Genomic DNA, 21,356 nt, shown 5'->3' with positions numbered 1-21,356 from the left:
TCACATTCCCGTGAACGTTTCCACTCACGGATTCTGAGCACACGCTACGCGGTGCTCAGTGGTGTCAGTTCGCGGAAAACGCTGAGAGGGAGATTTGAACCACAGTCGGACGGTCTCGCTTACTTCGTTCGCGAGCGTGCGGCCTCCCTGATTCAAATCTCCGAGGTCGTTCACAGCGACCGGATGACTCGCGCCGCCACGCCTCTCGCGGTTTCACCGCTCGATCATCGTGGCGCTTCGCGCCACGCGTCGCTCGTCGGTGGTGGTCGCTGTAGAAGCGCCGAGAGGGAGATTTGAACTCCCGAGTCCGTGAGGACAGCAGATTTCGAATCTGCCGCCTTGGCCGGGCTAGGCTATCTCGGCTCACCTGTTTGTACAGGGGTATCGTTTTTACCGGTTTCGATCTCTTTCGCAGTTTGCGAGGAGTTCACGGACACTCTGTCGAACGGTGGTGAGCGAGATTTCGGAGCGAACGCGCCACGGACACCCACGCACGACGGAACTCTCCGGGAGCGAAACTCATTTGACACGAGCGGCCGACGGCGTTTCCATGGACGTCACCCAGGCCAGTAGCGAGTGTTCGGCCGTCCTCCAGACCATCGACGACGCCGTCATCTGCGATCGTGCGTTCCCCGAAGACATCCTCGTCGGCGTCGTCGGTCGCGGCCACGTCCTCGTCGAGGACGTCCCCGGCACCGGCAAGACGCTCACTGCCCGCAGTGTCGCCACCGCACTCGGCCTCTCGTTCTCGCGCATCCAGTTCACCCCCGATCTGCTCCCCGCCGACGTCACCGGCACCCACATCTTCAACGAACGCGAGCGCGCCTTCGAGTTCAACGCCGGCCCCATCTTCGCGAACGTCGTCCTCGCCGATGAGATCAACCGCGCGCCGCCGAAAACCCAGGCCGCCCTCCTCGAGGCCATGGAGGAAGGCCAGGTCACTGTCGACGGCGAAACCCGCCAGCTCCCGGACCCGTTCGTCGTCATCGCCACCCAGAACCCCATCGAACAGGAGGGAACCTTCCCGCTCCCCGAAGCACAGGTCGACCGCTTCCTCGTCAAAACGTCGATGGGCTACCCCGACGAAGCCGGCGAGGTCGAACTCCTCCGCCGCCGCGCCAACCGAGAAACGACCAGTCCGTCCGTCGAGGCCGTCCTCGAACCCGACCAGGTCGAACAGCTTCGGACCGTGCCCGAGACGGTGCGGGTCGACGAAGACCTACTCGAGTACGTTGCCGCACTCGCTCGCGCAACGCGTGCCGACGGGCGCGTCGAGACGGGCGTCTCGCCGCGTGGAACTCAGCGACTGTTCGAGGCGGCGCGGGCGTATGCGACGATCGTCGGCCGGTCGTACGTGACGCCGGACGACATCAAGCGCGTTGCCCAGCCGGTGCTGGCCCACAGACTGGTGCTAACGCCGGATGCGACGGTTAACGGCGTCGCGAAGACACAGGTCGTCAACGGTGTGCTGGAGTCGGTGCCGGTGCCGACGGTCGAGGAGTCGACAGCGTAGAGTCGGATAGAGAGCGACTGAAAACTCGAGTACGTACCGCCACCGAAGGTCTGCTTACCCCGTGTTCTTCATCCCTGCCGCGATTCCCTTCACCGTGAGCCGGAGTGTTCGTTCTTCGATGTCAGTCCGGTGGGTTTGGTCGAGCAGGTGCGTCTGGAGCAAGTTCAGCGGATCGACGTAGGGGTTTCGTCGCTCCAGGTTCTCACCCAGCCAGTCGCGGGTGTGAAGCTGGTCACGCTGGCCGATCTCGGTGATCAGGTCGGCTGCGCGCTCGTACTCGCCGGTCAGGCGCGGGAAGAACTGTTCGCGCAGGTCGTCGTCCGCGAGGGCCGCGTACTGCTCGGCGATCTCGAGTTCGGTCCGCGAGAGCGAGAGCGCGGCGTTGTCGAGCGTGGTTCGGAAGAACGGCCATTCCTCGTACATCGTCTGGAGGGTTTCCACGTCGCCACCGTCGTCGAGGTACGCATCGATACCCGTCGCAATGGCGTACCAGCCCGGCAGGATGCACCGGGACTGGGTCCAGGAGAACACCCACGGAATCGCCCGCAGGTCTTCGACGGTGCGCTCGCCCGACCGCGAGGCGGGCCGCGACCCCAGGTCGAGGTCCTCGATGACGGTGATCGGCGTCGCCTGTTCGAAGTACCGGACGAAGCCGTCGCTCTCCAGGAGGTCGCGGTACTCGCGGCGGGCCGCGTCGGCCATCGTCTCCATCGCCTCGATCCACTCCTCCCGAATCTCGTCTTCGGGCTGGTCTTTCGCGTAGAGGCGCGCCCGAAGCTGGGCGTTGAGCATCTGCTCGATATTACGCTCGGCGATGCGCGGGTTGGCGTACTTCTCGGCGATCGCCTCGCCCTGTTCGGTGAACTTGACCTGGCCCGTCACGGTGCTGTTTGGCAGCGCGAGCAGTGCTTCGTTCATCGGCCCGCCACCCCGCGAGATGGAGCCGCCACGGCCGTGGAACAGCCGCATCCTCACGTCGTGATCGTCGCAGATCTCACCCAGCCGGCGCTGGTTCTTGTACAGCGACCAGTTCGCCGCCAGGAAGCCGTTCTCCTTGTTCGAGTCGGAGTAGCCAAGCATGATCTCCTGGGTGCGCCCGCGCGCTTCGAGCGCCTGTGCGTAGGCCTCGTTCTCGAACAGTGAGCCCATGATCCGGCGCGCCCCCGAGAGCGCGTACTCGGTCTCGAGCAGCGGGACGACGTCGATGCCACAGTGTTCCGGCAAGGAGACGACGCCGGCCTGGTCGGCCAGGAACAGCACCTCGAGGACGTGGCTCGGCTCCTCAGTCATCGAGATGCAGTAGGTGTCGATCGCCTCGACGCCGTACTCGCGTTGCCAGTCGGCGAGGCTATCGAACAGTCGCAGAACGCGTGCAGAATCGTCCGAGAGGTCGTCGCTTACGGCATCAGCCAGGTCGATCACCGGCTCGTCCTGCAAGATTGCGTCGGTCAACAGCTCCGCCCGTTCCTCTTCGGACAGGGCGTGGTAGTCAATCCCCTCGGACTCGAGTGCCTCCGCGATCGCGTCGGTGTGTTTTTGCTGATGATCTCGCAGGTCGAGACTCGCGAGCGAGAAGTCGAACGTGGCGACCTGCCGCCGAATCGGGTCGACATGGGCCTCGACGACGCTCGCCGCGCCGTTGTCTCGCAGACTCGTGGCGATGGTCGTGAGGTCTGCTCGCAGTTCCTCGGCGTCGTCGTAGCCGCCCGGTCGAACATCGCCCACCCGATCCAGACGTTCACGCATCAGCTTGAGCTTCTGCCGGTAGGGTTCGTCCGGGTAGCGTTCCGCCGCAGTCTTGGCGGCTCCCGGCAACCGCTCGCGATCCGACTCGAGTGCGGCCTGAAATTCGGAGCCGGGGTCGATCCGGCTCCCGTCCTGGCTCAACACACCAGAGAGCCGTTTGAGCTGCTCGCGGTAGCGGTCGAGGACGACCGACCGCTGGCGTTCGAGCGTCCGCGCGGTCACGTCCGGCGTCACGTAGGGGTTCCCGTCCCGGTCGCTGCCGGCCCACGAGCGGAACTCGAACAGCTTCGGAATGTCGATGTCGCTCGCCACCTCCTCGTCGATCGCGTCGGCGAACTCGTCGTAGATCTCGCCGACCACATCGAACAGCGTGTTCTGCAGGTACCACTGCACGTTTCGGGCCTCGTCCTCCGGTTCAGGCTGACGGTTGCGAACTTGCGGCGTCTGCCAGAGGCTCGTTACCTCCGAGTCGATAGCCGCCCAGATCTGTCCCGATTCCTTGTCGGTCAACAGCCGTTCGTCGAGCGTCTCGAGTGCCATCGAAATAGCGCGTAGCTTCGACTTGACCGTCTTGCGTCGCGCCTCGGTCGGATGCGCCGTAAACGTCGGCTCGATCAGCACGTCGTCGAGTACCTGTTGAACGGTTTCGATGTCCTCCTCGCCGAGTTCTGCCGCCGCCGTTTCGAGGCTGTCCTCGAGTGTCCCCGCCTGGGACTCGGTGCGAATCGAGCGCACCCGCTCGCGCTCTTCGGCCAGGTTGATTAGCTCGAAATACGAGGTGAACCCTCGGGCGACGATACGCTGCTGGTGTGGCGACAATCCCTCGAGTTCGGTGATAAGTGACTCGCGGGACTCGAGTTCACCGGCTCGGTAATCGATCGCCGCCCGGCGACACGACTCAACCGTCTCGAAGGCCTGTCGGGAGGTCTGGTCCTCGAGAACGTCGCCGAGCAGCGCGCCGAGTTCCCGGACATCCTGTCGGACATCCCTGTTGTGAAGTTGCATAGCAGAGACGTGTGGTCGGACGGTAAAAAAGCCTTGCAGGCCCTCAAACACCCGTCATCCATCGTTTTCCGTGATAGTTACCGACGGTCAGAGTGAACTGTTGACACGACGTGCTTCGTTTATTTGTATCGACAGGTCCAGTAGGGACTGACAGTCAGTATGGAGTCAATATTTACTACGGTTAGAAAACAATTTTCAGAGATTAGTATTCTGGACAGCATATAAATCACTCACACCACCGTTCAACTTCGGGCCGGCATGGATTGAGTCTGGTGCGTCTCGAGTGCGTCCCGAACCAGACGCGAGAGAGTCAGATGCGGCTCCCGATTCTGAGACCCAACGACTGCGGTGGCTCGATGACGTAGTGGAAGTAAAGAAGTACTCCGACAGAGATTCGAACCCTGGTCATTGCCGTGAGAGGGCTAACTTAGCCTTTCTGACAATTCCCGTCTCACTTAATTGCCCGTTCGCTTAGACCATGGTTTTCAGCCGTGTGAGCGCTACTATGGGCTGCAGACTTAAAAGGCACCCAGTTGATTGCCTCAATGGGATGGGGGACCTATCCTAACGAGATCTGGCAGAATGGAGTAGACGCAAATGAATACCCTGGTGGGTCAAATTGGGCACCAAACCGGCATTATTTCAACACCGATCCATAGATATTATCGGTTCAACGTAACCCGTGTTCTGGACCGTTACTCGAATTCTCCCTATCAGTTCTGTGAGAGTAACCGGTTCGCAATAGTGCTCAATACTACGATCCAGCACCCAGACATCTGGCCCATAACCTTGGACCACGATTCTGTACCGAGTCTGTGTACCAGTGATCAGTCACACGGTAGTGTTCGGCTCTGTTGAAACCCTTAGAACATGATAGTTTTGGCACCCTGTGCGGTAAGTACAGGGCAAGTAGTTACCAGAACGACCATCGACCTCCGGTTTTGGTTATGATTAGTGCGAAATCGATACGCCCTGTGAGCTTTAACTACCTCGCTGCTGGCCTCTATTCATGGCTCAACCCACACCTCACACTATCAGTAGCGACCAGACGGTGAGTGTCAACACGGAGGTCACCGTCGATCAGGTGATCACCGAAGTACGGGAGTTTCCACCTGTTGATGACGGCGTTTCCGTCTATTATGTCTACGTGCGAAACAATGGCGAACTCGTGGGCGTCGTCTCAATGCGGGAACTACTGAACGCAAAGGGCAGCGACCCAGTCTCCGAAATTATGACGACCGATCTCGTGACCGTCACCACGCCGGATTCGCTACAGCACGCGGTTCATCAATTCATCGAGAACGGGTTTGCCATACTTCCCGTCGTCGATGAATCGGGCCAGTTCAGCGGCGTCGTTCGGGCGAATAACATCATCGACACTCTCGACGAACAGACGACCAAGCAGGGTACTGGCTGTGAACGAAGCCCAAAGACACCAGAACGAGGTTCCTAAAACCCAGTGAGGTGGTATTATTCAAGGAGACTGTCGTCCCCGGTCGCCATATAGACTGTCCGAGCAGCGATGTTCGTCGCGTGATCGGCGACTTGCTCAATGTCAGTGATGGTGAGCAAGAGCCGGAGAACGTCTTCATGGTACTCGTCGGGGTTGACGGCTTCGGTGTCGAGGGTGGTTGTTTCGCCGAAGACCTGTCGGCTCGCGTGTTTTGCGAGTTGATCAATCTGGTCGTCGCGGGCGATGATTTCTCGACATGCGTTCGTGTCGGCAGCTCCGAAGGCGTCGATTGCATCGGCGACCATCGTCGCACTCTCCTGGGCCATCGATGGAATATCGACATCGGGGTCCATCGCCGGTAGGCCGGCTTCCGTCCGTTCGGCGATCTTCACCGCGATGTCACCAATACGTTCGAGTTCGGTGCTAATCTTGAACGACGCGGCGACGAACCGAAGGTCGCTGGCAACCGGTTGTTGAAGTCCCAGCAGGTCGATGCATTTGCGTTCGATCTTGAGATAGCGCTCGTTGATTCGTTCTTCGCTTTCGATGACTTGGCGGGCTAACTCCGTATCGTGGTCAGCGAGGGCTGTCACAGAGCGGTCGAACTGCGTGTGGACGAGCTCGCCCATCTCGATTACCGCCTCACGGAGCGTCTTGAGTTCTTGTTGGTAGCTTTCTCGCGGCATAGTGTTGTGTTGTGAGCTTGAGTCAGTGGAGTGAACATCGCTGGTAGTGTCGTTCCAATATTGGGCTACATCGCTTGACCGTCAGCAGCGCCAACACAGGCGGATCTCACAGGATCGCACCTATCTGATAGCGGCCAGAAAGCCAGGTATCATCAGTGTTCGGCTGTCGATATACACGACCACTCCCGGTGGAGGAACGTTGCCTCTGGATAGGCCGGGGCGAGGTGTGTTACACCCAGAAGCCGGCTTTTTTCAGCGCGGTGAGCGTCTCTTCCTCTTCGGCTGCGTCAATCAGGTCACTCGCTCGGATGACGCCGACGAGTTTCGAACCATCAACTACCGGCAACGCAGGGAACCCCTGTTCGGAGATGATGTCCACTGCGTCAGCCACCGGTGAGTCGGTCGAAACCGTCCGGATATCGCTCGCCATGACTTCCCCGACTGAAACCGTTCGTTCGGCATTCAGCAACTCGTTGAGCGAGACAACCCCACTGAGTTCGTCGCCGTCAACGATGTACAGGTAATACAGCGTCGTTTCTTCCGACGGTGTTCGGTCGCGGAAGAGGTCGATAGCCTCGTCAACGGTGGTCGTGGGGTCTGCGGTCTGAAACTCGTCTGAGACGAGTTCGGAAACGGTTCCGGTCATCTTTATAGCGCCCCCGGGAGCAGCCAGATTGCCAAGCCGAAGTAGATGAGCACGGCGGTAAGGTCTTTGAACGTCGTCACAACGGGGTCGGAAACCGCAGCAGGGTCGAATCCCAGCTTGTGTGCGACCCACGGAATGAGATATCCAAACACACTGGCGACCGTACAGACCGTCAACAGAGCGGTGAACAGCACCATCGACAGCGCTGCATTATCCTGCCAGACCAGTGCGATGGTTGCGGCAATGGTCCCGATAATGAGGCCGATGACGACTCCAAAGACGCCCTCTCGGGCGAGATGTTTCATCGCGTTCTTGTCATCAATGTGTCCGGTTGCGAGTCCACGGACGAAGATTGTGGACGCCTGGGTACCGACGTTACCACCCATGTCCATGATCACTGGGACGAAAATGGCCAGCAGTGCGATCTCGGCTGCCTCCAGTGTACCTTCAGCAGTACCAATAACCCCGCCAGCCAGAAGGCCACCAGCCAGTGCAACAAGCAACCACGGAAGGCGGAGCCAAATTTTCTTTGGCAGTGACGAGGAGAGGATGAGCTCACTGCGCGTCAGCTCCGCGTCCTTGATATTCTCACCACGAATAGAGATCCCGCCACCAGTGGTCTTGGCTCCGGTGTCGGTGACTCCGCCGTCAGCGAGCAGTTCCACATCTTCGTTTGCTGTCGATTCTTCGGTCTCGTTCTCAAACTCGTCTGCGGGTGTGTTAGCAGTCATAGTGTTCCTCCTGAGCTGGCGAGAAGACGCCGGAGAACGCGCTGTCAAGCAGGCTGCGAACTTGTTCTTCGAGGGTCGGGATCGTGGAGCTCTCCGCACTGTTCAGCTGTGAGTGGTGATTGGATTCCCACATACGGTTTGGGATGAGAAGTTGTCTGTATTAAATACAACGATTTTAATCATGGAATGAATGCGCGAGGGGTGACCTACAGGGCGGACGCGAGGTCCGCTGGGGCGTATAGTGGGGTAGCTCTGCCGTTCAACGGAGGTGGGCAGATCGACACCGCAGCAGCCGCATGGCTCTTCGTGTCACCTGCCACCCGTTCCAACACGTCCGAGGTAGCAGTCGCTGGCAAAGCCGGACACGTCGCTCAAGAGACATTGGTTACTCTGGAACGACGTGTCCGTGGTCGTGACTTTCAGATCCGAAGGTGTGCTTGATCCGCAAGGAAGCGGCTTGCTCAGCGTGCCTTGCGTTCTCCATATCGGTTCCTCCGTTCAGACCCACAAAGGACGCCGGCAAAGGCGCTGTCGAGCAGGCTGAGCACTAGTTCGGAAAGTGGCTGGCCACGGATATCCCTGGTAGTACTGATATGCTGCTTTGTATCGAAAATTGCGTCTTGATTACGCATACAGTCGAATACGGATTTTCAGTGCGTATTAACGTTTTCATGACGATACCATATTGTGGTAAAATGTCATGCAATACATTCACAAACATAGTCGGCGATTCTCACGACACGCATCTTTGGTTCATGATGAGACAGCGCATTTCTCGGCGTCATGTAAGCACGGCTCCCTAAACACATCTATTAGCTGATAGAAGTAATCGCGTTAGGTTCGCAACCGTAGTGTGCAGTAGATTCACCCGAACAGTTCTCAAAAGAAGAGGATTTCAACAGAGCCGAACTACCCCATTCGATCTAACGCGTTCTTCCGATCTTCGATTGGAGCTTGATCGTACTTCATCGTCGTTTCTGGCGACTTGTGGCGGAGTTGAGTCTGAGCGGCCGCGAGTCCCTCCTCACGAGCCATGTAGGTTCCTGTCGAGTGCCTGATGGCGTACCAACTCATCTGGCGGTTCTCAGTGGAGATGTCTGCAATTTCACAGAGCTGGTGGAGCAAACTTCGAAGCGACGCGGACTGGTACGGATTGCTCCGCCTCGTCAACCAAAGCGCATCCGTGTCATCGTATTTTTCGATCGTCGCTCGTTGCGTCAACCACCGATCCAGCATCTCGACAGTCTGGGTCTGAAGACTGACGATCCAGTGCTCCGCATTCTTCGAGGATTCTTCTTTCGGGATTCGAAGCACACCATTATCGACGTCAACCCATGACGTTCGTGCGCGTTCAACCTCGATCGGGCGAAGCCCACCATCGAGGCTCGCGGCGACAAGACTTGGTGTCTTCCACTTGTTCGCGCGTTCCCAGTCCGCTTCCGTCACGTCTGCTTTCGGCTTCTCAAATCGTTGCGCCAGGTACGCAACCCACCGGTCTCGTTCGTCACCGTAGACGCTATCACGACGAGGAACACTTCCGTACTCTAATGACGCGTCGCGGATGGCAGTCCGCTCTCCGCGTGTTAAGTAATCCCGTGGCGTCGTTGACTGGTTTTTCCGCGAAAACGTAATCTCTGGCTCCCACTTGTCTGCACCGCGTTGATGATGGCGCCACTTGTAGAGCATCATCAGGGCCTTCCGGCACGAATTCTTGTGCGCGTTTGATTTTTGTTGCCCGGCTAAGTGACGCAAGTAATTGTCAGCGTGGTCGTGAGTGAGGTTCGTCGTGTATCCGCCTTCTTGCTCCCAAACCCAGCGGTAGAACTGCCCCATTCGGTACGCGCGATTGCTGACGGTTGTTTTTGCGTACCCGTCAGCTGTCTTCGGATCGATGCCGAATGCGAGCAGCCACTCAAGGCACTGTTCTCGCTCACTCCGGTAGTCAAGGTACTGTCGCTCATTTAGTAATTCTTCTGTCGGCCCATGGATGAGCGTGATGTCTTCGAGGGGGTCGGTTGCCTGGTCGGCGTCTTTCATTGCCTGACCTCCGTGACGGGAACCCAGACCATTGCCTCTCGATTTCGCCAATCGCAAGACGGCGGCCGATTTTTCCCCTTGAACTTCATTGCCCCACGACGCAGCGGAATCGCAAGACGGCGTCGGGGTCGATGCACCAACTGAACCGCATTACCCGTGAACATACATTTACCTCTGGTTAGTGCACGGTGAAAACCACAAGAAGGCGAAGGGGTAAGATGCTCCGACAGGGATTCGAACCCTGGTCATTGCCGTGAGAGGGCAATATGATTGGCCGGACTACACCATCGGAGCCCGTCGCGGTTCGTCGCGAACGTACTTTTACGTAGCGCACTACGATGTTTAAGCATTCCGTTTCGACGCCAGAGTGCGCTAGCATCACACGTCAGTGGACAACAGACGGGATGGAAGCGACTCGCGTCACACGCTACACGTCACACGTCACAGGTCGCAGGTCGCAGGTCGCAGGTCGCAACCTCGCTGTCACTGCGACTCGTCGAACGGCGACTTCGTCGCTTCCGGCTCGAAACCCTCGAGACTGATGATGTTCTCGCGACCGACACGGAGTTTGCTGATCATCCCGTCGTCTTCCATCTCCGAGAGCAACATACTCACCTTGGATTTCGACCAGCCGGTTTCGTCGACGATATTAACCTGTTTCATTCGGCCGCCGTTCTCGCGGATGAGTTTGACGACCCGGTCCTCGTCGGTCAACAGGTCACCCTCCGAAAGCGGCTCCGGCGTCGCTGCCGTCCCGGCTGACTCCGTCTGGTCGGAAGTAGTAGTAGTAGTAGTAGTGGTTCCCGAGTCCGGGCTACCGGACGAATTTCCGGCAGTACCTGCATCATCTAGCTGTGACGCCGTTCCGTCAGCGCCGTCTGTTCTGCCGCTTGTCTCACCACCGAATCCTGGAATGGGGGGTATACTGCCCTGCTCCTCGTCAGCGGCCCCGTCTCGAGTACGGTACCAGAATCCAGCGAGGACGAGCCCAGCTGCGAGCACGAGGGCGAACGCCAGCGCGAGCAGTCCGGTGGTCTGACCGTCGAGAAGTGGAACACTTGTGTCGGCGGTACCACCGGAGCTTCCCTCAGGATATGTGAAGACGACGCGTGGGTGGCCGGCGAGGAACTCGTGTTCACCTTGCCAGCGGACCGTGTTAGCATCCGAGAGTGTCGTGCCGACGTACTCGGGATTGGGCTCGGCGTGTTCGAAGACGAGATCGCCACCGGGCTGGACGTCGATCGACTGATCGCTCGCCAGGTACATGCTCTGGAAGACATCACCGATTACGAGCGTGTCGTTTTCCGTCACGGCAAACCCGTGCCACGTGAACGACATTTCGACGACACCCCGTGGATTGATCTGTCCCTCGACTGCTGCGCGGCGCTCGAAGTCGGTCGCTTCCATCTCGCGATCCGTACTCTCAGTCCCTCTCTCTGTGAGCAACGTCGCCTGATCGACGAACCGCTGGTAGAACTCTGTCTCCTCGGATTCGAACTCCTCGGCGAACGCCTCGAAGTTTGCCGGCGTGTTCGTGTCCGTCTCGTTTCCGCTCTCCTCGAGTTGTTGTTCGTAGCGGAACGTCCAGGTTGCACTCCCGTTCTCGTGGACCGTGATCTCGAACGTCGTCGAATCGAACTCGCGCGAATCGGGAACGTACTGTTGCTGGGTAGGCTGTACCGATTGCTGTGTCACAGCGTGTCCAGCGTAGTCATCGGCCGTGGTGATGTGGTCGCCGCCGGAATCGGTACCGGCACCGCCACTGGCACCGAAATCGGATCCAGCCGCCACTGGTGCACCCAGCACAGCGATCGCACCGATACCGAGCACAACCAGGAAAGCTGCGAGCGCGACGAATCCGATGGAAACCGACCGATGCATTCGTTGCTCACTACGTGCCGGAGCTAAAAATGCTTGTGAATACGAGAACCGCCGGTCGAGAGACCTGTTCGTGATCGGGGAGGTTCGACAACGAAGTCAACGAACCGCGAGGCCCGCCAGCCGCGAGGCCCACCAGCCAAGAGATCCAGAACCCGACTCACATCAGTCAATCGTGTCGATACGCACAAACCGCTCGCTTTCGTAGGCACCGCTATGATTCACAACCTCGCACAGGGTGTGCAAGCGTTTACGAGCAACGTCTTTCTCGTCGAGGGGAACCGAACCGTGCTGGTCGATACCGGTGCGAACTTCGATGTCGTCGACGCGATCCAGTCTCGAGTCGACGGTCTCGACGCCGTCGTCCTCACGCATACCCACCGTGACCACGTCGGCAACGTTGCTGCAGTCACGGACGCATTCGACGTCGATGTCTGGGGCTACGACGACACGATCGACGCCGTCGACCACGCGATCGAGGACGGTGCAACCCTCACGCTCGGCGACGACGAGTACACTGCGCTCCACACGCCCGGCCACAAGGACGACCACCTCTGTTTCTACGCCGCCGACGCAGGCATCCTCTTCGCCGGCGATCTGGTCTTCCAGAACGGGAGCTTCGGCCGCACGGATCTCCCGGAAGGCGACCGCCAGACACTGATCGAGAGCATCGACCGGGTACTCGAGTCCATCGATACATCCCTCGCCGAAATGCACACGGGGCACGGCCCAAGCGTGACGAGCGAGCCGTACGATCACGTCGAGCTGGCGGGACAGATGGCTCGGCGAGCGTAAGTCAGACGGTCCGCTGGAGTACGAGACCGGCGATTGCTACCCCATCGGAGTGACCACTAGAACCCGTACAACGAGCCGTCTCAGTCGACGGCGACGATATGCGCAGCCGCCGGGTCGAATCCAACGTGACACGAGTCTGTGGGGGTATCTGCGAGCCGTAACACGATCGGGAGACCGTTCCACTGGCCGTGGACACGGACGCGCTCGCCGAGGAACTCCGTCGTCTCGACTGTAACCCGGAACTGATTCTGCGAGGCGTCTCGAGAGAGTTGCCCCGGCCGCACGCAGGCGGTGACACGACTCGCGCTCGACGGAACGCCCGCGAGTTCAAATTCGATATCGGCGGCGTCGCCAGCCGGACCCGAAACCGTGACAGTCGCCAGGGTACCGTCGTGGTCGACGACGTCTCCATCGAAGACGTTGTTGTCACCGACGAACTCGGCGACGAACCGCGTCTCGGGTTCGTGGTAGATCTGCTGTGGTCGGCCGACCTGTTCGACGGCACCGTCGTGCATCACCGCCACCCGGTCGGAGATAGCAAGCGCCTCCGCCTGATCGTGGGTGACGTAAATCGTCGTAATCTCGAGTTCGGACTGAATCCGTGAGAGCTGGCGACGAAGCGACTCGCGCAATCTGGCGTCGAGCGCGCTCATCGGCTCGTCGAGCAGGAGAAGCGCCGGTGCCGGCGCGAGCGCACGAGCGAGTGCGACCCGCTGTTGCTGGCCGCCCGAGAGCTGGGTTGGGTTGCGTTCACCCATTCCCTCGAGGTCGACTAACTTGAGTAGCTCCTGAACGCGCTCGTCGACGGACATGCCCCCCGGAGGCTCGCGAAACTTGAGTCCGTAGCTGACGTTCTCGGCGACCGAAAGGTGGGGAAAGAGCGCGTAGCTCTGGAAGACGATGCCGATGTCCCGTTCCTCTGGTGGGACGTCAGTCACCGGCTCGCCGTCGAAGGCGACGGTGCCGGTTGTCGGCTCCTCAAAGCCGGCGATGGTCCGCAGCGTGGTCGTCTTGCCACAACCGGACGGGCCGACGAGCGTGAAGAACTCGCCGTCGCGAACGGTGAGGTCGACGTTCTGCAGGGCGATCGTTTCACTCTCGTCGCCGGCGGTGGCACTCGTTCCGGCAGCACCGTATCGCTTCGAGACGTCCGAGAGACGGAGTTCGGTCACAGTTCGTACCTCCCGCCGACGCGGTCGATGACGACGAAACTGGCTGCCGTGACGAGCAGCAGTAGCGTCCCCATTGCAATCGCGGGACCGGACCGACGGCCGAGATAGCGTTCGACGGCGACGGGCATCGTGTAGCTCTCGCTCCCGCTGGCCAAAATCACCGTCGAAGAGAACTCGCCGATCGAGATGGCGAAGGCGAAGGCTGCGCCGGCGACGATCCCGCTCGCGACGAGTGGCAGTTCGATGTCGAGCAGCGCTCGGAAGCGCGAGGCCCCGAGTGCACGTGCAGATTCGACCATCGCTGGGTCGAGACTTGAGAGCAGCGGCGAGACGTTCCGGGTGACGAACGGATACGCCGCAACCGCGTGGGCGACGACGATAGCGACCGCACCGGTCACCTGGAACTGCCAGCCGCCCGGCAGCGAGATGCCGAAGACGAGCCCCTGCAGGAGCCCGATGCCGAAGACGACACCGCTGACGGCAAGTGGCAACATCGCAAGCGTATCGATAATCGTTCCACTCCGACCCGCACGCACCGTCAGCACCGAAATCACGATTCCCATCGGCACCGCGATGAACAACGTCGCGACGCCGAACAGTAGGGAGTTCCGGATCGCGGGCCACGGCTGGGTCTGAAAGCTCTCGCCCTCGAGTTGGCGCTCCAGCAGAAACGCGTAGTTTCGTAGTGTAAACCCACTCCCATCCGTAACGCTCCCGATGACGAGACTGATGAGCGGGCCAACGAAGAGGACGAGCGCGACGAGCCCATAGCCGAGAATCGCGAGCCGTCGCGGCGACAGAGTCGTTTGCAGGTCGGGAAACAGCGCCTCCTTTGGCGGCGGCGACGCTGCCTGTGAGAGGCCCGTCTGTGCGGACTCGTAGCGAAGATAGGCGTAGGTCAGTCCAAGGGAGAGAATCGTCTCGAGAACGGCCAGCGTCGCGGCCTCGGTGTAGTCCAGACGCTGGATGCGGTCGTAGATCCAGACCTCGACGGTTGCAAGCTGGAGGCCGCCGAGTGCGAGCACGATGGGGAACGTCATGAACGTGAAGATGAACGTCAACAGCGCGCCGGTGAGCACGGCAGGTGCAAGCTGTGGGACGACCACGTCTCGAAAGGCGCGGCGCTCGCTCGCGCCGAGGCTGCGAGCGGTTTCGACGGCCCGTACGTCGACCGATTCCCAGGCGGCGACGGTGATCCGGGCGACCAGCGGCGCGTTGTAGAAGGCATGAGCCAGGATAACGATCGCGAGCGGGTTCGACTCGACGAACGCGAACGGACCGAGGCCGACCCCGCCCAGGATCGTGTTCAGCGTTCCGGAGCGGCCGAACATCGCGTAGAAGCCGACAGCGACCATGATGCCCGGCAGAACGAACGGGAGAATTGTCAGTGAACGAAGCGTCTGCCGACCGTAGAACTCGTAGTTCGCGAGGACGTACGCTGCCGGGAGCCCGATTGCGACGCTCGCAACCGTCGAGAGCGCGGCCTGATACGCCGTAAATCCGAACAGTCCCTGTCGAACGCCAGGTATGTCGATGGCAAGCCACGGAATCGGAATCTCCAGACTCACGGACGGGAGCGGAACGCTGAACACAACCGTCAACGAGACCGAGATGCCCGCGATCCAGCCCGCGAGCGACTGCAGGTGCTCACCGATCGCGAGCGGGTCCGCGAACACGTCCGCCAGCGCGCCGAAGTAGAACGGATCCGTGAGGACCTCAACGAACGGCGCGAGCGTCGGGACGCCGTCCTCGACGACCGCGTTCGTCAACACGATCCCCGTCGGGAGGTACAGCATCACTGCGAGTACCGCAGCGGTTCCGAGTGCCGTCAGGGTGAGCGCGTGGGATTCGATCCAGCGCTGTGCTCCTGTCTGTTTCACGTTGCCGTCATCGTCGTCTCCAGTGCCGTCGCTCTCCGGTTCGGCGTCTCGACCCGACGGAGCCGAGTGGTCCGACGGAGCCGAGTGGTCCGACCGATCCGACGGCACCGACCGGGACACGCGTTACTGGCTCGCGTACTCGCGTGCCCAGTCGTCGACCCAGCCGTCCAGGTTTCCACGGAGGTCGTCGTACCCGATCGTCACCGCTTCCGGCGGCACGTGGGCGTACTCGTCGAACTCGTCGTCGAGATCGACGTGCTCGTCCTCGACTGCCGGGAACTGGACGTTTCGCTCCGCAATTTCAGCCTGAGCCGAATTCGAGAGCACGAAGTCGAGGAACGCGTAGGCGAGGTCGACCTGTGTTGCGTCCTCGAAGATCGCCATCCCTTCGGGGTTCGCATAGCCCTGATCGTTCAGGAAGCCGACCTGGTGACGGCTGAGGTCGTGACCGCTGGCGGAAGCGAACACCTGATCGGTCGAGTAGGAGACGACCATCGGGCGCTCCTCGTTCATGTACGCGCCGTTGTAGGAGTCGTTCCAGCTATCGAGAACCCGCACACCGTTGTCCTCGAGGTCCGCCCAGTAGTCGAGGTAGCCGTCCTCACCGAACGCATCGATCGTCCAGAGCAAGAAGGCCTGACCGGGATCCGAGGTCTGTGCGTTCTGGGCGAGTAGCGACTCTTCGTACTCCGACTCGAGAAGGTCTTCGAACGTCTGGGGTTCGTCGACCTCGGTCTCGTCGTAAACGAGGCTGATGTAGCCCGTATCGTACGCCAGCACGCGGTCGTGTGGGTCGCCCATGTCGAGACCGTCGCGGATGCGACCCGAGCGCTCGATCCGGTCCGTGTTGAGTTCGCGGAACAGACCGCCCTCCGCAAGATTGTCGTCGACACTCACCAGATCGTCGATGTTCAGGCCGAGGTAAACGTCAGCGTCGATCGACTCGCCCTGCTCGGCACTGTTGATGTAGTAGTTGATCCCCTGATCCGGCAGCAGCGTCCACTCGAGTTCGGCGTCGGGAAACTCGCTCTCGAAGGCCTCTTTGAGCCACGGACCTGCCGCGGTCTCCTCGTCGATCATCGATTCGTAGGAGACGACCTCGAGGGTGCCCTCCAGATCGGGGTTCTCGGGCTCTGGGTCGGGTGTTTGTTCGTCGCCGTTCGACCCACCGTTCGCGTCGCCGTTCGCATCTCCGTTCTCGTCGTCAGTATCCTCGCGCGAGAGACAGCCTGCAAAGCCAGCGATGGCTCCCCCACCGAGTGTACCGACGAACGTTCGTCGTCTCATCACCCAGTGGTTACACTCTGTGGTTGTAAGTTGATCGTTCGGCGAGCAGCGTGCTGATCGCTCACACAGCTCGTAGTGTCACGGGTCGGGGGCGGAGGGGCGAAGCAGCGAACCGACGCCTACCGTGAAGCGCCTGCCGAGCGGTCTGGCGGCCGACTCCCCTGGCGGGCCGCAGCCAGCAACGCGTCGTACGCTTCGCTGTACGCATCGGCGATGGTCGACGGATCAGCCCGCGCGTCGCTCCCCAGCGGCGGCAACGACACCCGATCGAGCGGGTCGAGGTACTCGAGTACGTCCGGCACGCGCTTTTCGAGCGCGCCGTCTTTCGGGCTGGAACTCGCGATTTCGCAGGCCCGGCAGTAGCGGTCGCCGGGGTAGATGCGGACGCGACCGGGTTCGACGGCTGCAACCGCCGTCACGGCCGCGGGGTCGAGCGACTGGAGCGGCTGGGCGATGTCGCTGTAGGATTCGACGACGGCGACATCCGTCGTCTCGATTTCCGTAGCGAGGTCCGCGAACGCTGGAACGTAGCGCTCCTCGGCGAGGGTGTTGAACTCCTCGACGGTCTCGACGGGAGTCGCGTCCTCAAGTGGGAGCGCCTCGGAGACGGCTGCGGGCGTCTCGGCAGTCGCGTTTCGGACGTAGAGCGCGTCCTCGCCGCGGCCGATCCGGTCGACGACGAACTCGCGGTCGTGGCGACCGAGGAGGCCGGCCCCGTCGCTGGGTGTCGGCCGCCAGAGTCGGTGGACGGGATTGAGGGCTTCGGGATCTCGCCCTCTGTTTTCGGCGGCGGCGAGTCGAGCAGCGTCCTTGCCGTAGAGTCGTCCGTCTGCGAGCGCGCGCTGGCAGTCGTCGTGGTCGAACCAGAAGTCGTTGCCCGCGCGCGGTTTGTAGCCGCGAGCGCCGGTGCGTTCGAGCAGGCCGACCGAGAACGTGGTTTTGCCGGCGTCGACTCGGTCGGCACCAACGACGAGCAGAAGCATCTACTCGTCCGTCTTCAACCCGTAGTAGCCGGGTTCGTCGTCGCTTCGCGGTTCGGCAACCACGAGCTCTGGGGCGTTGGTCATGATCCACGGAATCGCCCAGTCGAGCAGGATTGCCTCGGTCTCCTGATCGATCTCGGCGTCGGACTCGAGCCCCTGGAGCATGCGAGCGATTTCGTAGACGGTGTACATCTGGTCGTCCTCGAGCAGTTCCGCGGGCGTGTAGAAGTCACACGGTGGCAGGCTGTCGAATTCGGATTTGGGTACGGGCATTCGTTCGCTCACACGTACACCGGTCAGACGCCTAAAGCGTTCGTTCTCGTGCCTGCTGTGTGTGGTCAAATCAGTCTGCAAGCGCACGAGTGAGCAGTTCGACCGGGTGCGCCGGCCGCCCTGCGCCCTCGAAGTCGCCGATCTGTGTCCGACAGGAGGTGCCCGGTGCGACGACAGTCGTCCCCGCACTCGCTGTGAGCTTCTCCTGCAGTAGCGAGCCGATTGCCCGCGAGAGGTCGTACTGCTCGGCCTCGTAACCAAAGCTGCCAGCCATACCACAGCAGCCAGAGTCGACTGGGTCGACCGCGTAGCCGGCCCGCCGAAGGACGCCGACAGCGTGGTGGTCTGCACCGCGAGCCTTCTGGTGGCAATGCCCGTGATACGTCAGCCCCTCGGCCGTCGCACTCGAGTCGAACGCGATCCTGTCGTCGAGGCGGTGCGTGTCGATGAACTCACAGACGCCGTAGGCGTTCGCCGCAAGACGGTCGACTCGCTCGCTGTACTCGTCGCCGAGCAGCGAGCGGTACTCGTCGACCACCATCGACGCGTCGGACGGCTCGAGAAAGAGCACCGACCAGCCCTGTTCGAGGAACGACTCGAGTTCCCCGAGCAGCGTCTCGGCCCGTCGGCTGGCGTCGTCGAGCAGCCCCTGCGAGTAGGCGGCCCTGCCCGTCGGCCCGAGATCCGGAATCCGGACGTGGACGTTCGCAGCCTCCAGTAGCTCGACGGCAGCCTGTCCGGGCTCCGGATTCGAGTAGTTCGTGTACGTGTCCGGATAGAGGACGACGCCGGCTACTGCGTCCCCGGGATCGACCTGCGGACCGCGGGCTGTGAACCAGTCGACCAGCGACTCACGCCGAAACGAGGGCAGGGTTCGCTCGGTGGCGATGCCGAGGGTCTTCTCGAGTACCCGTCGCGCACCGGGAACTGCTGTGGCGCGGTTCGCAAGCGGCGCGGTGGCGCTCCCCAGTGCGGCAAGGCGGTCGATGTTCGCGAACAGGCGCTCGCGCAGGCCGACGCCCTCGCGGTCGTAATACTGGTGTTTCACCTCGGCTTTGAGCTTCGCCAGGTCGACGCCGGTCGGGCAGTCGCTCTGACAGCCCTTGCAACCGATACAGAGGTCCAGCACCTCAGACTGGAACCGGTCGTCGTAGAGCGCTTCGGGATCGAGTTCGCCGCTGATCGCCGCCCGGAGCAGGTTGGCCCGGCCGCGCGTCGTCGCGATTTCCTCGCCGGTCGCCCGGTAGGTCGGACACATCACGTCGCTGTCGGTCTGGCGGCAGGTCCCACAGCCGTTACAGAGTTCGACGAGGTGGGAAAAGCCGCCCTCCGAATCGAAGTCGAGCGCCGTTCGGGGTTCGAGCGTTGCGTAGTCTGGCCCGTACCGAAGATTGTCGCGGATATCCGTCGGCTCCGACTCACGGTAGACGACCTTCCCCGGATTCATGCACCAGTCAGGATCGAATGCGGACTTGATGTCTTTGAACGCAGCCCAGAGGTCGGGACCGTACAGTTTGGGGTTGAATTCGGTCCGGGCGAGCCCGTCCCCGTGCTCCCCGGAGAACGAGCCGCCGTGTTCGAGCGCGAGCGAGGTCACGTCCTCGGCGATTGAGCGCATGGTCTCGACGCCGTCTTCGTCTTTGAGGTTCAGCACGGGCCGGATGTGCAGCGTCCCCGCGCCCGCATGGGCGAAGTACGACGCTCTCGTGTCGTGGGCGTCGAGAATCTCCTGAAAGCCGGCGACGTACTCAGCGAGTTCTGCCGGTGGAACCGAGGCATCCTCGACGAACGGGTACGGCTTCGGATCTCCCGCCATGCTCATCAACAGCGGAATCGCAGCCTTCCGGAGCTTCCAGAGGCGATCCTGCTCGTCGGCGTCGAACGCCTCGAGCGACTCGACCCCAGCCCCCGATTCGACGAGTTCTACACGGGCACGCTCGACCGCGCCCGGCAAGTCGTCGACCACCTCCGAGTCGAACTCCAGCATGAGCGCGGCCACAGTCCCGTCCGGAATCGGCTCGGCGAACTCGGCGTACTCCGACGACTCTGCGGCCAGTCGGAACACGTCCTCGTCCATGAGTTCGACCGCGCTGGCGTTGGACTCGAGTGCCCGGGGCACAGCGGCGAGTGACTCGAGGAGGTCGTCGTAACAGCAGACGAGGAGTGCGGTCTCCTCGGGGCGGGTAACGAGCGAGAGGTCGGCTTCGACGACGACGCCAAGGGTCCCCTCTGCGCCGACGATGAGCTTCGAGAGGTTGATCACCCGCTCGCCCTGTTCGGTGGTCCTGAGCACCTTCTGGAGGTTGTAGCCGCTGACGCTGCGTTTGAGGTCGGGATAGCGCGTTTCGATTTCGTCGGCGTTGTCCTCGACGACAGCTCGAACGGTTTGATAAATTGCGGCCTCGCGATCATCTTTCGAGACGATCTGGTCCCACTCAGGGCTGTCCAACACGATGTCTCGCGTTCGGATCTGTGAGCCATCCGCGAGAACGACCTCACACGCCTCGACGTAGGCGTCCGTGATTCCGTACCGAACCGAGTGTGCGCCCGTCGAGTTGTTCCCGATCCCGCCGCCGATTGTCGCCCGGTTCGAGGAAGCCGGGTCGGGTGCGAACTTGAGCCCGTGCGGTTCGAGCGCGGTGTCGAGGTCGTCCTGTACGACGCCAGGCTGAACGGTGGCGCACCTTGCCGCCGGATCGATCTCCCGAATCTCGTCCATGTGTCGCGAGAGGTCGAGCACGATACAGCCAGGGCCGACCGCCTGCCCAGCGAGCGACGACCCCGCACCGCGCGGGAGGAGTGGCATGTCGTGCTCGGCTGCAATGCGGACGACCGCCTGCACATCGTCCGCATCTCGCGGAAAAGCGACGCCCGCCGGCTGTGCCTGATAGATGCTGCCATCGGTGGCGTAGAGGACGCGGGTGTAGTCGTCGAAACGCACCTCGCCACGGCAGGCGGACTCGAGTGCGCTCGCGAGTGGTCCTGTTTGTGGTGTGTCTGTATCCGTCCTCATCTCGGTCGATGTGGTGGAGAGCGGGTTGGCATCGGGGACGACCGTAGACGTGGAACTGGGTTCGGATTCGGACGGAGACTCGGGTCTCTCCTCGGCAGCCATATATGGACCGCGTCGTTGGCCGGGCTGATAAACAGTGGTGCTTGTTCACACTATGCTTGATTCGGCGAGAAGTGCAAGCGCAGCCGCTCATCGGTCAGTGACGCAAAAACACGAGATTGGACCGCACAGCCCGCTGGCTTCAGCTACTCGTCTCGG

Annotated in this window: 15 protein-coding genes and 2 tRNA genes; 3 read left to right on the top strand and 14 right to left on the bottom strand. The window is 61.4% G+C overall.

The features are described from left to right. Positions 1 to 278: 278 nt before the first annotated feature. Positions 279 to 363, bottom strand: a tRNA-Ser gene (locus NMAG_RS02205). Between the two features lie 187 nt (positions 364 to 550). Between NMAG_RS02205 and NMAG_RS02200 the strand changes: the two genes are divergently transcribed. After that, positions 551 to 1,513 (top strand): AAA family ATPase, encoded by a 963-nt coding sequence (locus NMAG_RS02200; protein WP_012996364.1) that lies wholly within the window; start codon positions 551 to 553, stop codon positions 1,511 to 1,513. A 54-nt stretch (positions 1,514 to 1,567) separates the two neighbouring features. On the opposite strand, the gene ppc is transcribed toward NMAG_RS02200, so the two are convergent. Then, the gene (gene ppc, locus NMAG_RS02195) at positions 1,568 to 4,264 is read right to left on the bottom strand and encodes a phosphoenolpyruvate carboxylase (RefSeq protein ID WP_004214038.1); all 2,697 of its coding nucleotides are present in this window, start codon (positions 4,262 to 4,264) and stop codon (positions 1,568 to 1,570) included. A gap of 1,009 nt (positions 4,265 to 5,273) precedes the next feature. Here ppc and NMAG_RS02190 point away from each other — a divergent pair. Continuing rightward, complete coding sequence (locus NMAG_RS02190) at positions 5,274 to 5,717, top strand: CBS domain-containing protein (protein WP_012996363.1); 444 nt, start codon at positions 5,274 to 5,276, stop codon at positions 5,715 to 5,717. Between the two features lie 17 nt (positions 5,718 to 5,734). Here NMAG_RS02190 and phoU read toward each other — a convergent pair whose 3' ends face one another. The 6 genes from phoU to NMAG_RS02160 all read right to left on the bottom strand — a co-directional run bounded on the left by phoU (position 5,735) and on the right by NMAG_RS02160 (position 11,698). Then, positions 5,735 to 6,403 (bottom strand): phosphate signaling complex protein PhoU, encoded by a 669-nt coding sequence (gene phoU / locus NMAG_RS02185; RefSeq protein ID WP_004214035.1) that lies wholly within the window; start codon positions 6,401 to 6,403, stop codon positions 5,735 to 5,737. 229 nt (positions 6,404 to 6,632) lie between these two features. After that, positions 6,633 to 7,049, bottom strand: coding sequence for a CBS domain-containing protein (locus tag NMAG_RS02180; protein WP_004214033.1), 417 nt, complete (start codon positions 7,047 to 7,049; stop codon positions 6,633 to 6,635). Between the two features lie 2 nt (positions 7,050 to 7,051). Continuing rightward, positions 7,052 to 7,780, bottom strand: coding sequence for a magnesium transporter (locus NMAG_RS02175; RefSeq protein ID WP_004214032.1), 729 nt, complete (start codon positions 7,778 to 7,780; stop codon positions 7,052 to 7,054). A 909-nt stretch (positions 7,781 to 8,689) separates the two neighbouring features. Continuing rightward, positions 8,690 to 9,817 carry a tyrosine-type recombinase/integrase gene (locus tag NMAG_RS02170; protein ID WP_004214029.1) on the bottom strand — a complete coding sequence of 376 codons (1,128 nt, stop codon included), beginning with the start codon at positions 9,815 to 9,817 and terminating at the stop codon, positions 8,690 to 8,692. Between the two features lie 219 nt (positions 9,818 to 10,036). After that, positions 10,037 to 10,111 (bottom strand) — tRNA-Glu (locus NMAG_RS02165). A 189-nt stretch (positions 10,112 to 10,300) separates the two neighbouring features. Then, positions 10,301 to 11,698, bottom strand: coding sequence for a DUF7343 domain-containing protein (locus tag NMAG_RS02160; protein WP_004214027.1), 1,398 nt, complete (start codon positions 11,696 to 11,698; stop codon positions 10,301 to 10,303). 213 nt (positions 11,699 to 11,911) lie between these two features. Here NMAG_RS02160 and NMAG_RS02155 point away from each other — a divergent pair, with 213 nt between their 5' ends. Further along, positions 11,912 to 12,490 (top strand): MBL fold metallo-hydrolase, encoded by a 579-nt coding sequence (locus tag NMAG_RS02155; RefSeq protein ID WP_004214026.1) that lies wholly within the window; start codon positions 11,912 to 11,914, stop codon positions 12,488 to 12,490. 80 nt (positions 12,491 to 12,570) lie between these two features. On the opposite strand, the gene NMAG_RS02150 is transcribed toward NMAG_RS02155, so the two are convergent. From NMAG_RS02150 to NMAG_RS02125, 6 genes are all read right to left on the bottom strand, one after another. After that, complete coding sequence (locus NMAG_RS02150) at positions 12,571 to 13,662, bottom strand: ABC transporter ATP-binding protein (RefSeq protein ID WP_004214024.1); 1,092 nt, start codon at positions 13,660 to 13,662, stop codon at positions 12,571 to 12,573. Then, positions 13,659 to 15,458, bottom strand: coding sequence for an ABC transporter permease (locus tag NMAG_RS02145; protein WP_407059702.1), 1,800 nt, complete (start codon positions 15,456 to 15,458; stop codon positions 13,659 to 13,661). Before NMAG_RS02145 ends, NMAG_RS02150 begins: the two co-directional genes overlap by 4 nt. A 207-nt stretch (positions 15,459 to 15,665) precedes the next feature. Beyond that, positions 15,666 to 16,829: a thiamine ABC transporter substrate-binding protein gene (locus NMAG_RS02140; protein WP_004214021.1), complete on the bottom strand. Its 1,164-nt coding sequence runs from the start codon at positions 16,827 to 16,829 to the stop codon at positions 15,666 to 15,668. A 119-nt stretch (positions 16,830 to 16,948) separates the two neighbouring features. Beyond that, on the bottom strand, positions 16,949 to 17,812 hold the full coding sequence (locus tag NMAG_RS02135) for an ATPase (protein ID WP_012996361.1): 864 nt from the start codon (positions 17,810 to 17,812) through the stop codon (positions 16,949 to 16,951). Beyond that, positions 17,813 to 18,085 (bottom strand): DUF5827 family protein, encoded by a 273-nt coding sequence (locus tag NMAG_RS02130; protein ID WP_004214019.1) that lies wholly within the window; start codon positions 18,083 to 18,085, stop codon positions 17,813 to 17,815. A gap of 70 nt (positions 18,086 to 18,155) precedes the next feature. Beyond that, entirely contained in the window at positions 18,156 to 21,200 is a 3,045-nt protein-coding gene (locus tag NMAG_RS02125; protein WP_004214018.1) for an FAD-binding and (Fe-S)-binding domain-containing protein, read from the bottom strand. Positions 21,201 to 21,356: the final 156 nt, after the last annotated feature.

Source organism: Natrialba magadii ATCC 43099 (assembly GCF_000025625.1).
Taxonomy (GTDB): Archaea; Halobacteriota; Halobacteria; order Halobacteriales; family Natrialbaceae; genus Natrialba; species Natrialba magadii.
This window is presented reverse-complemented; position numbering and strand designations above follow the sequence as displayed.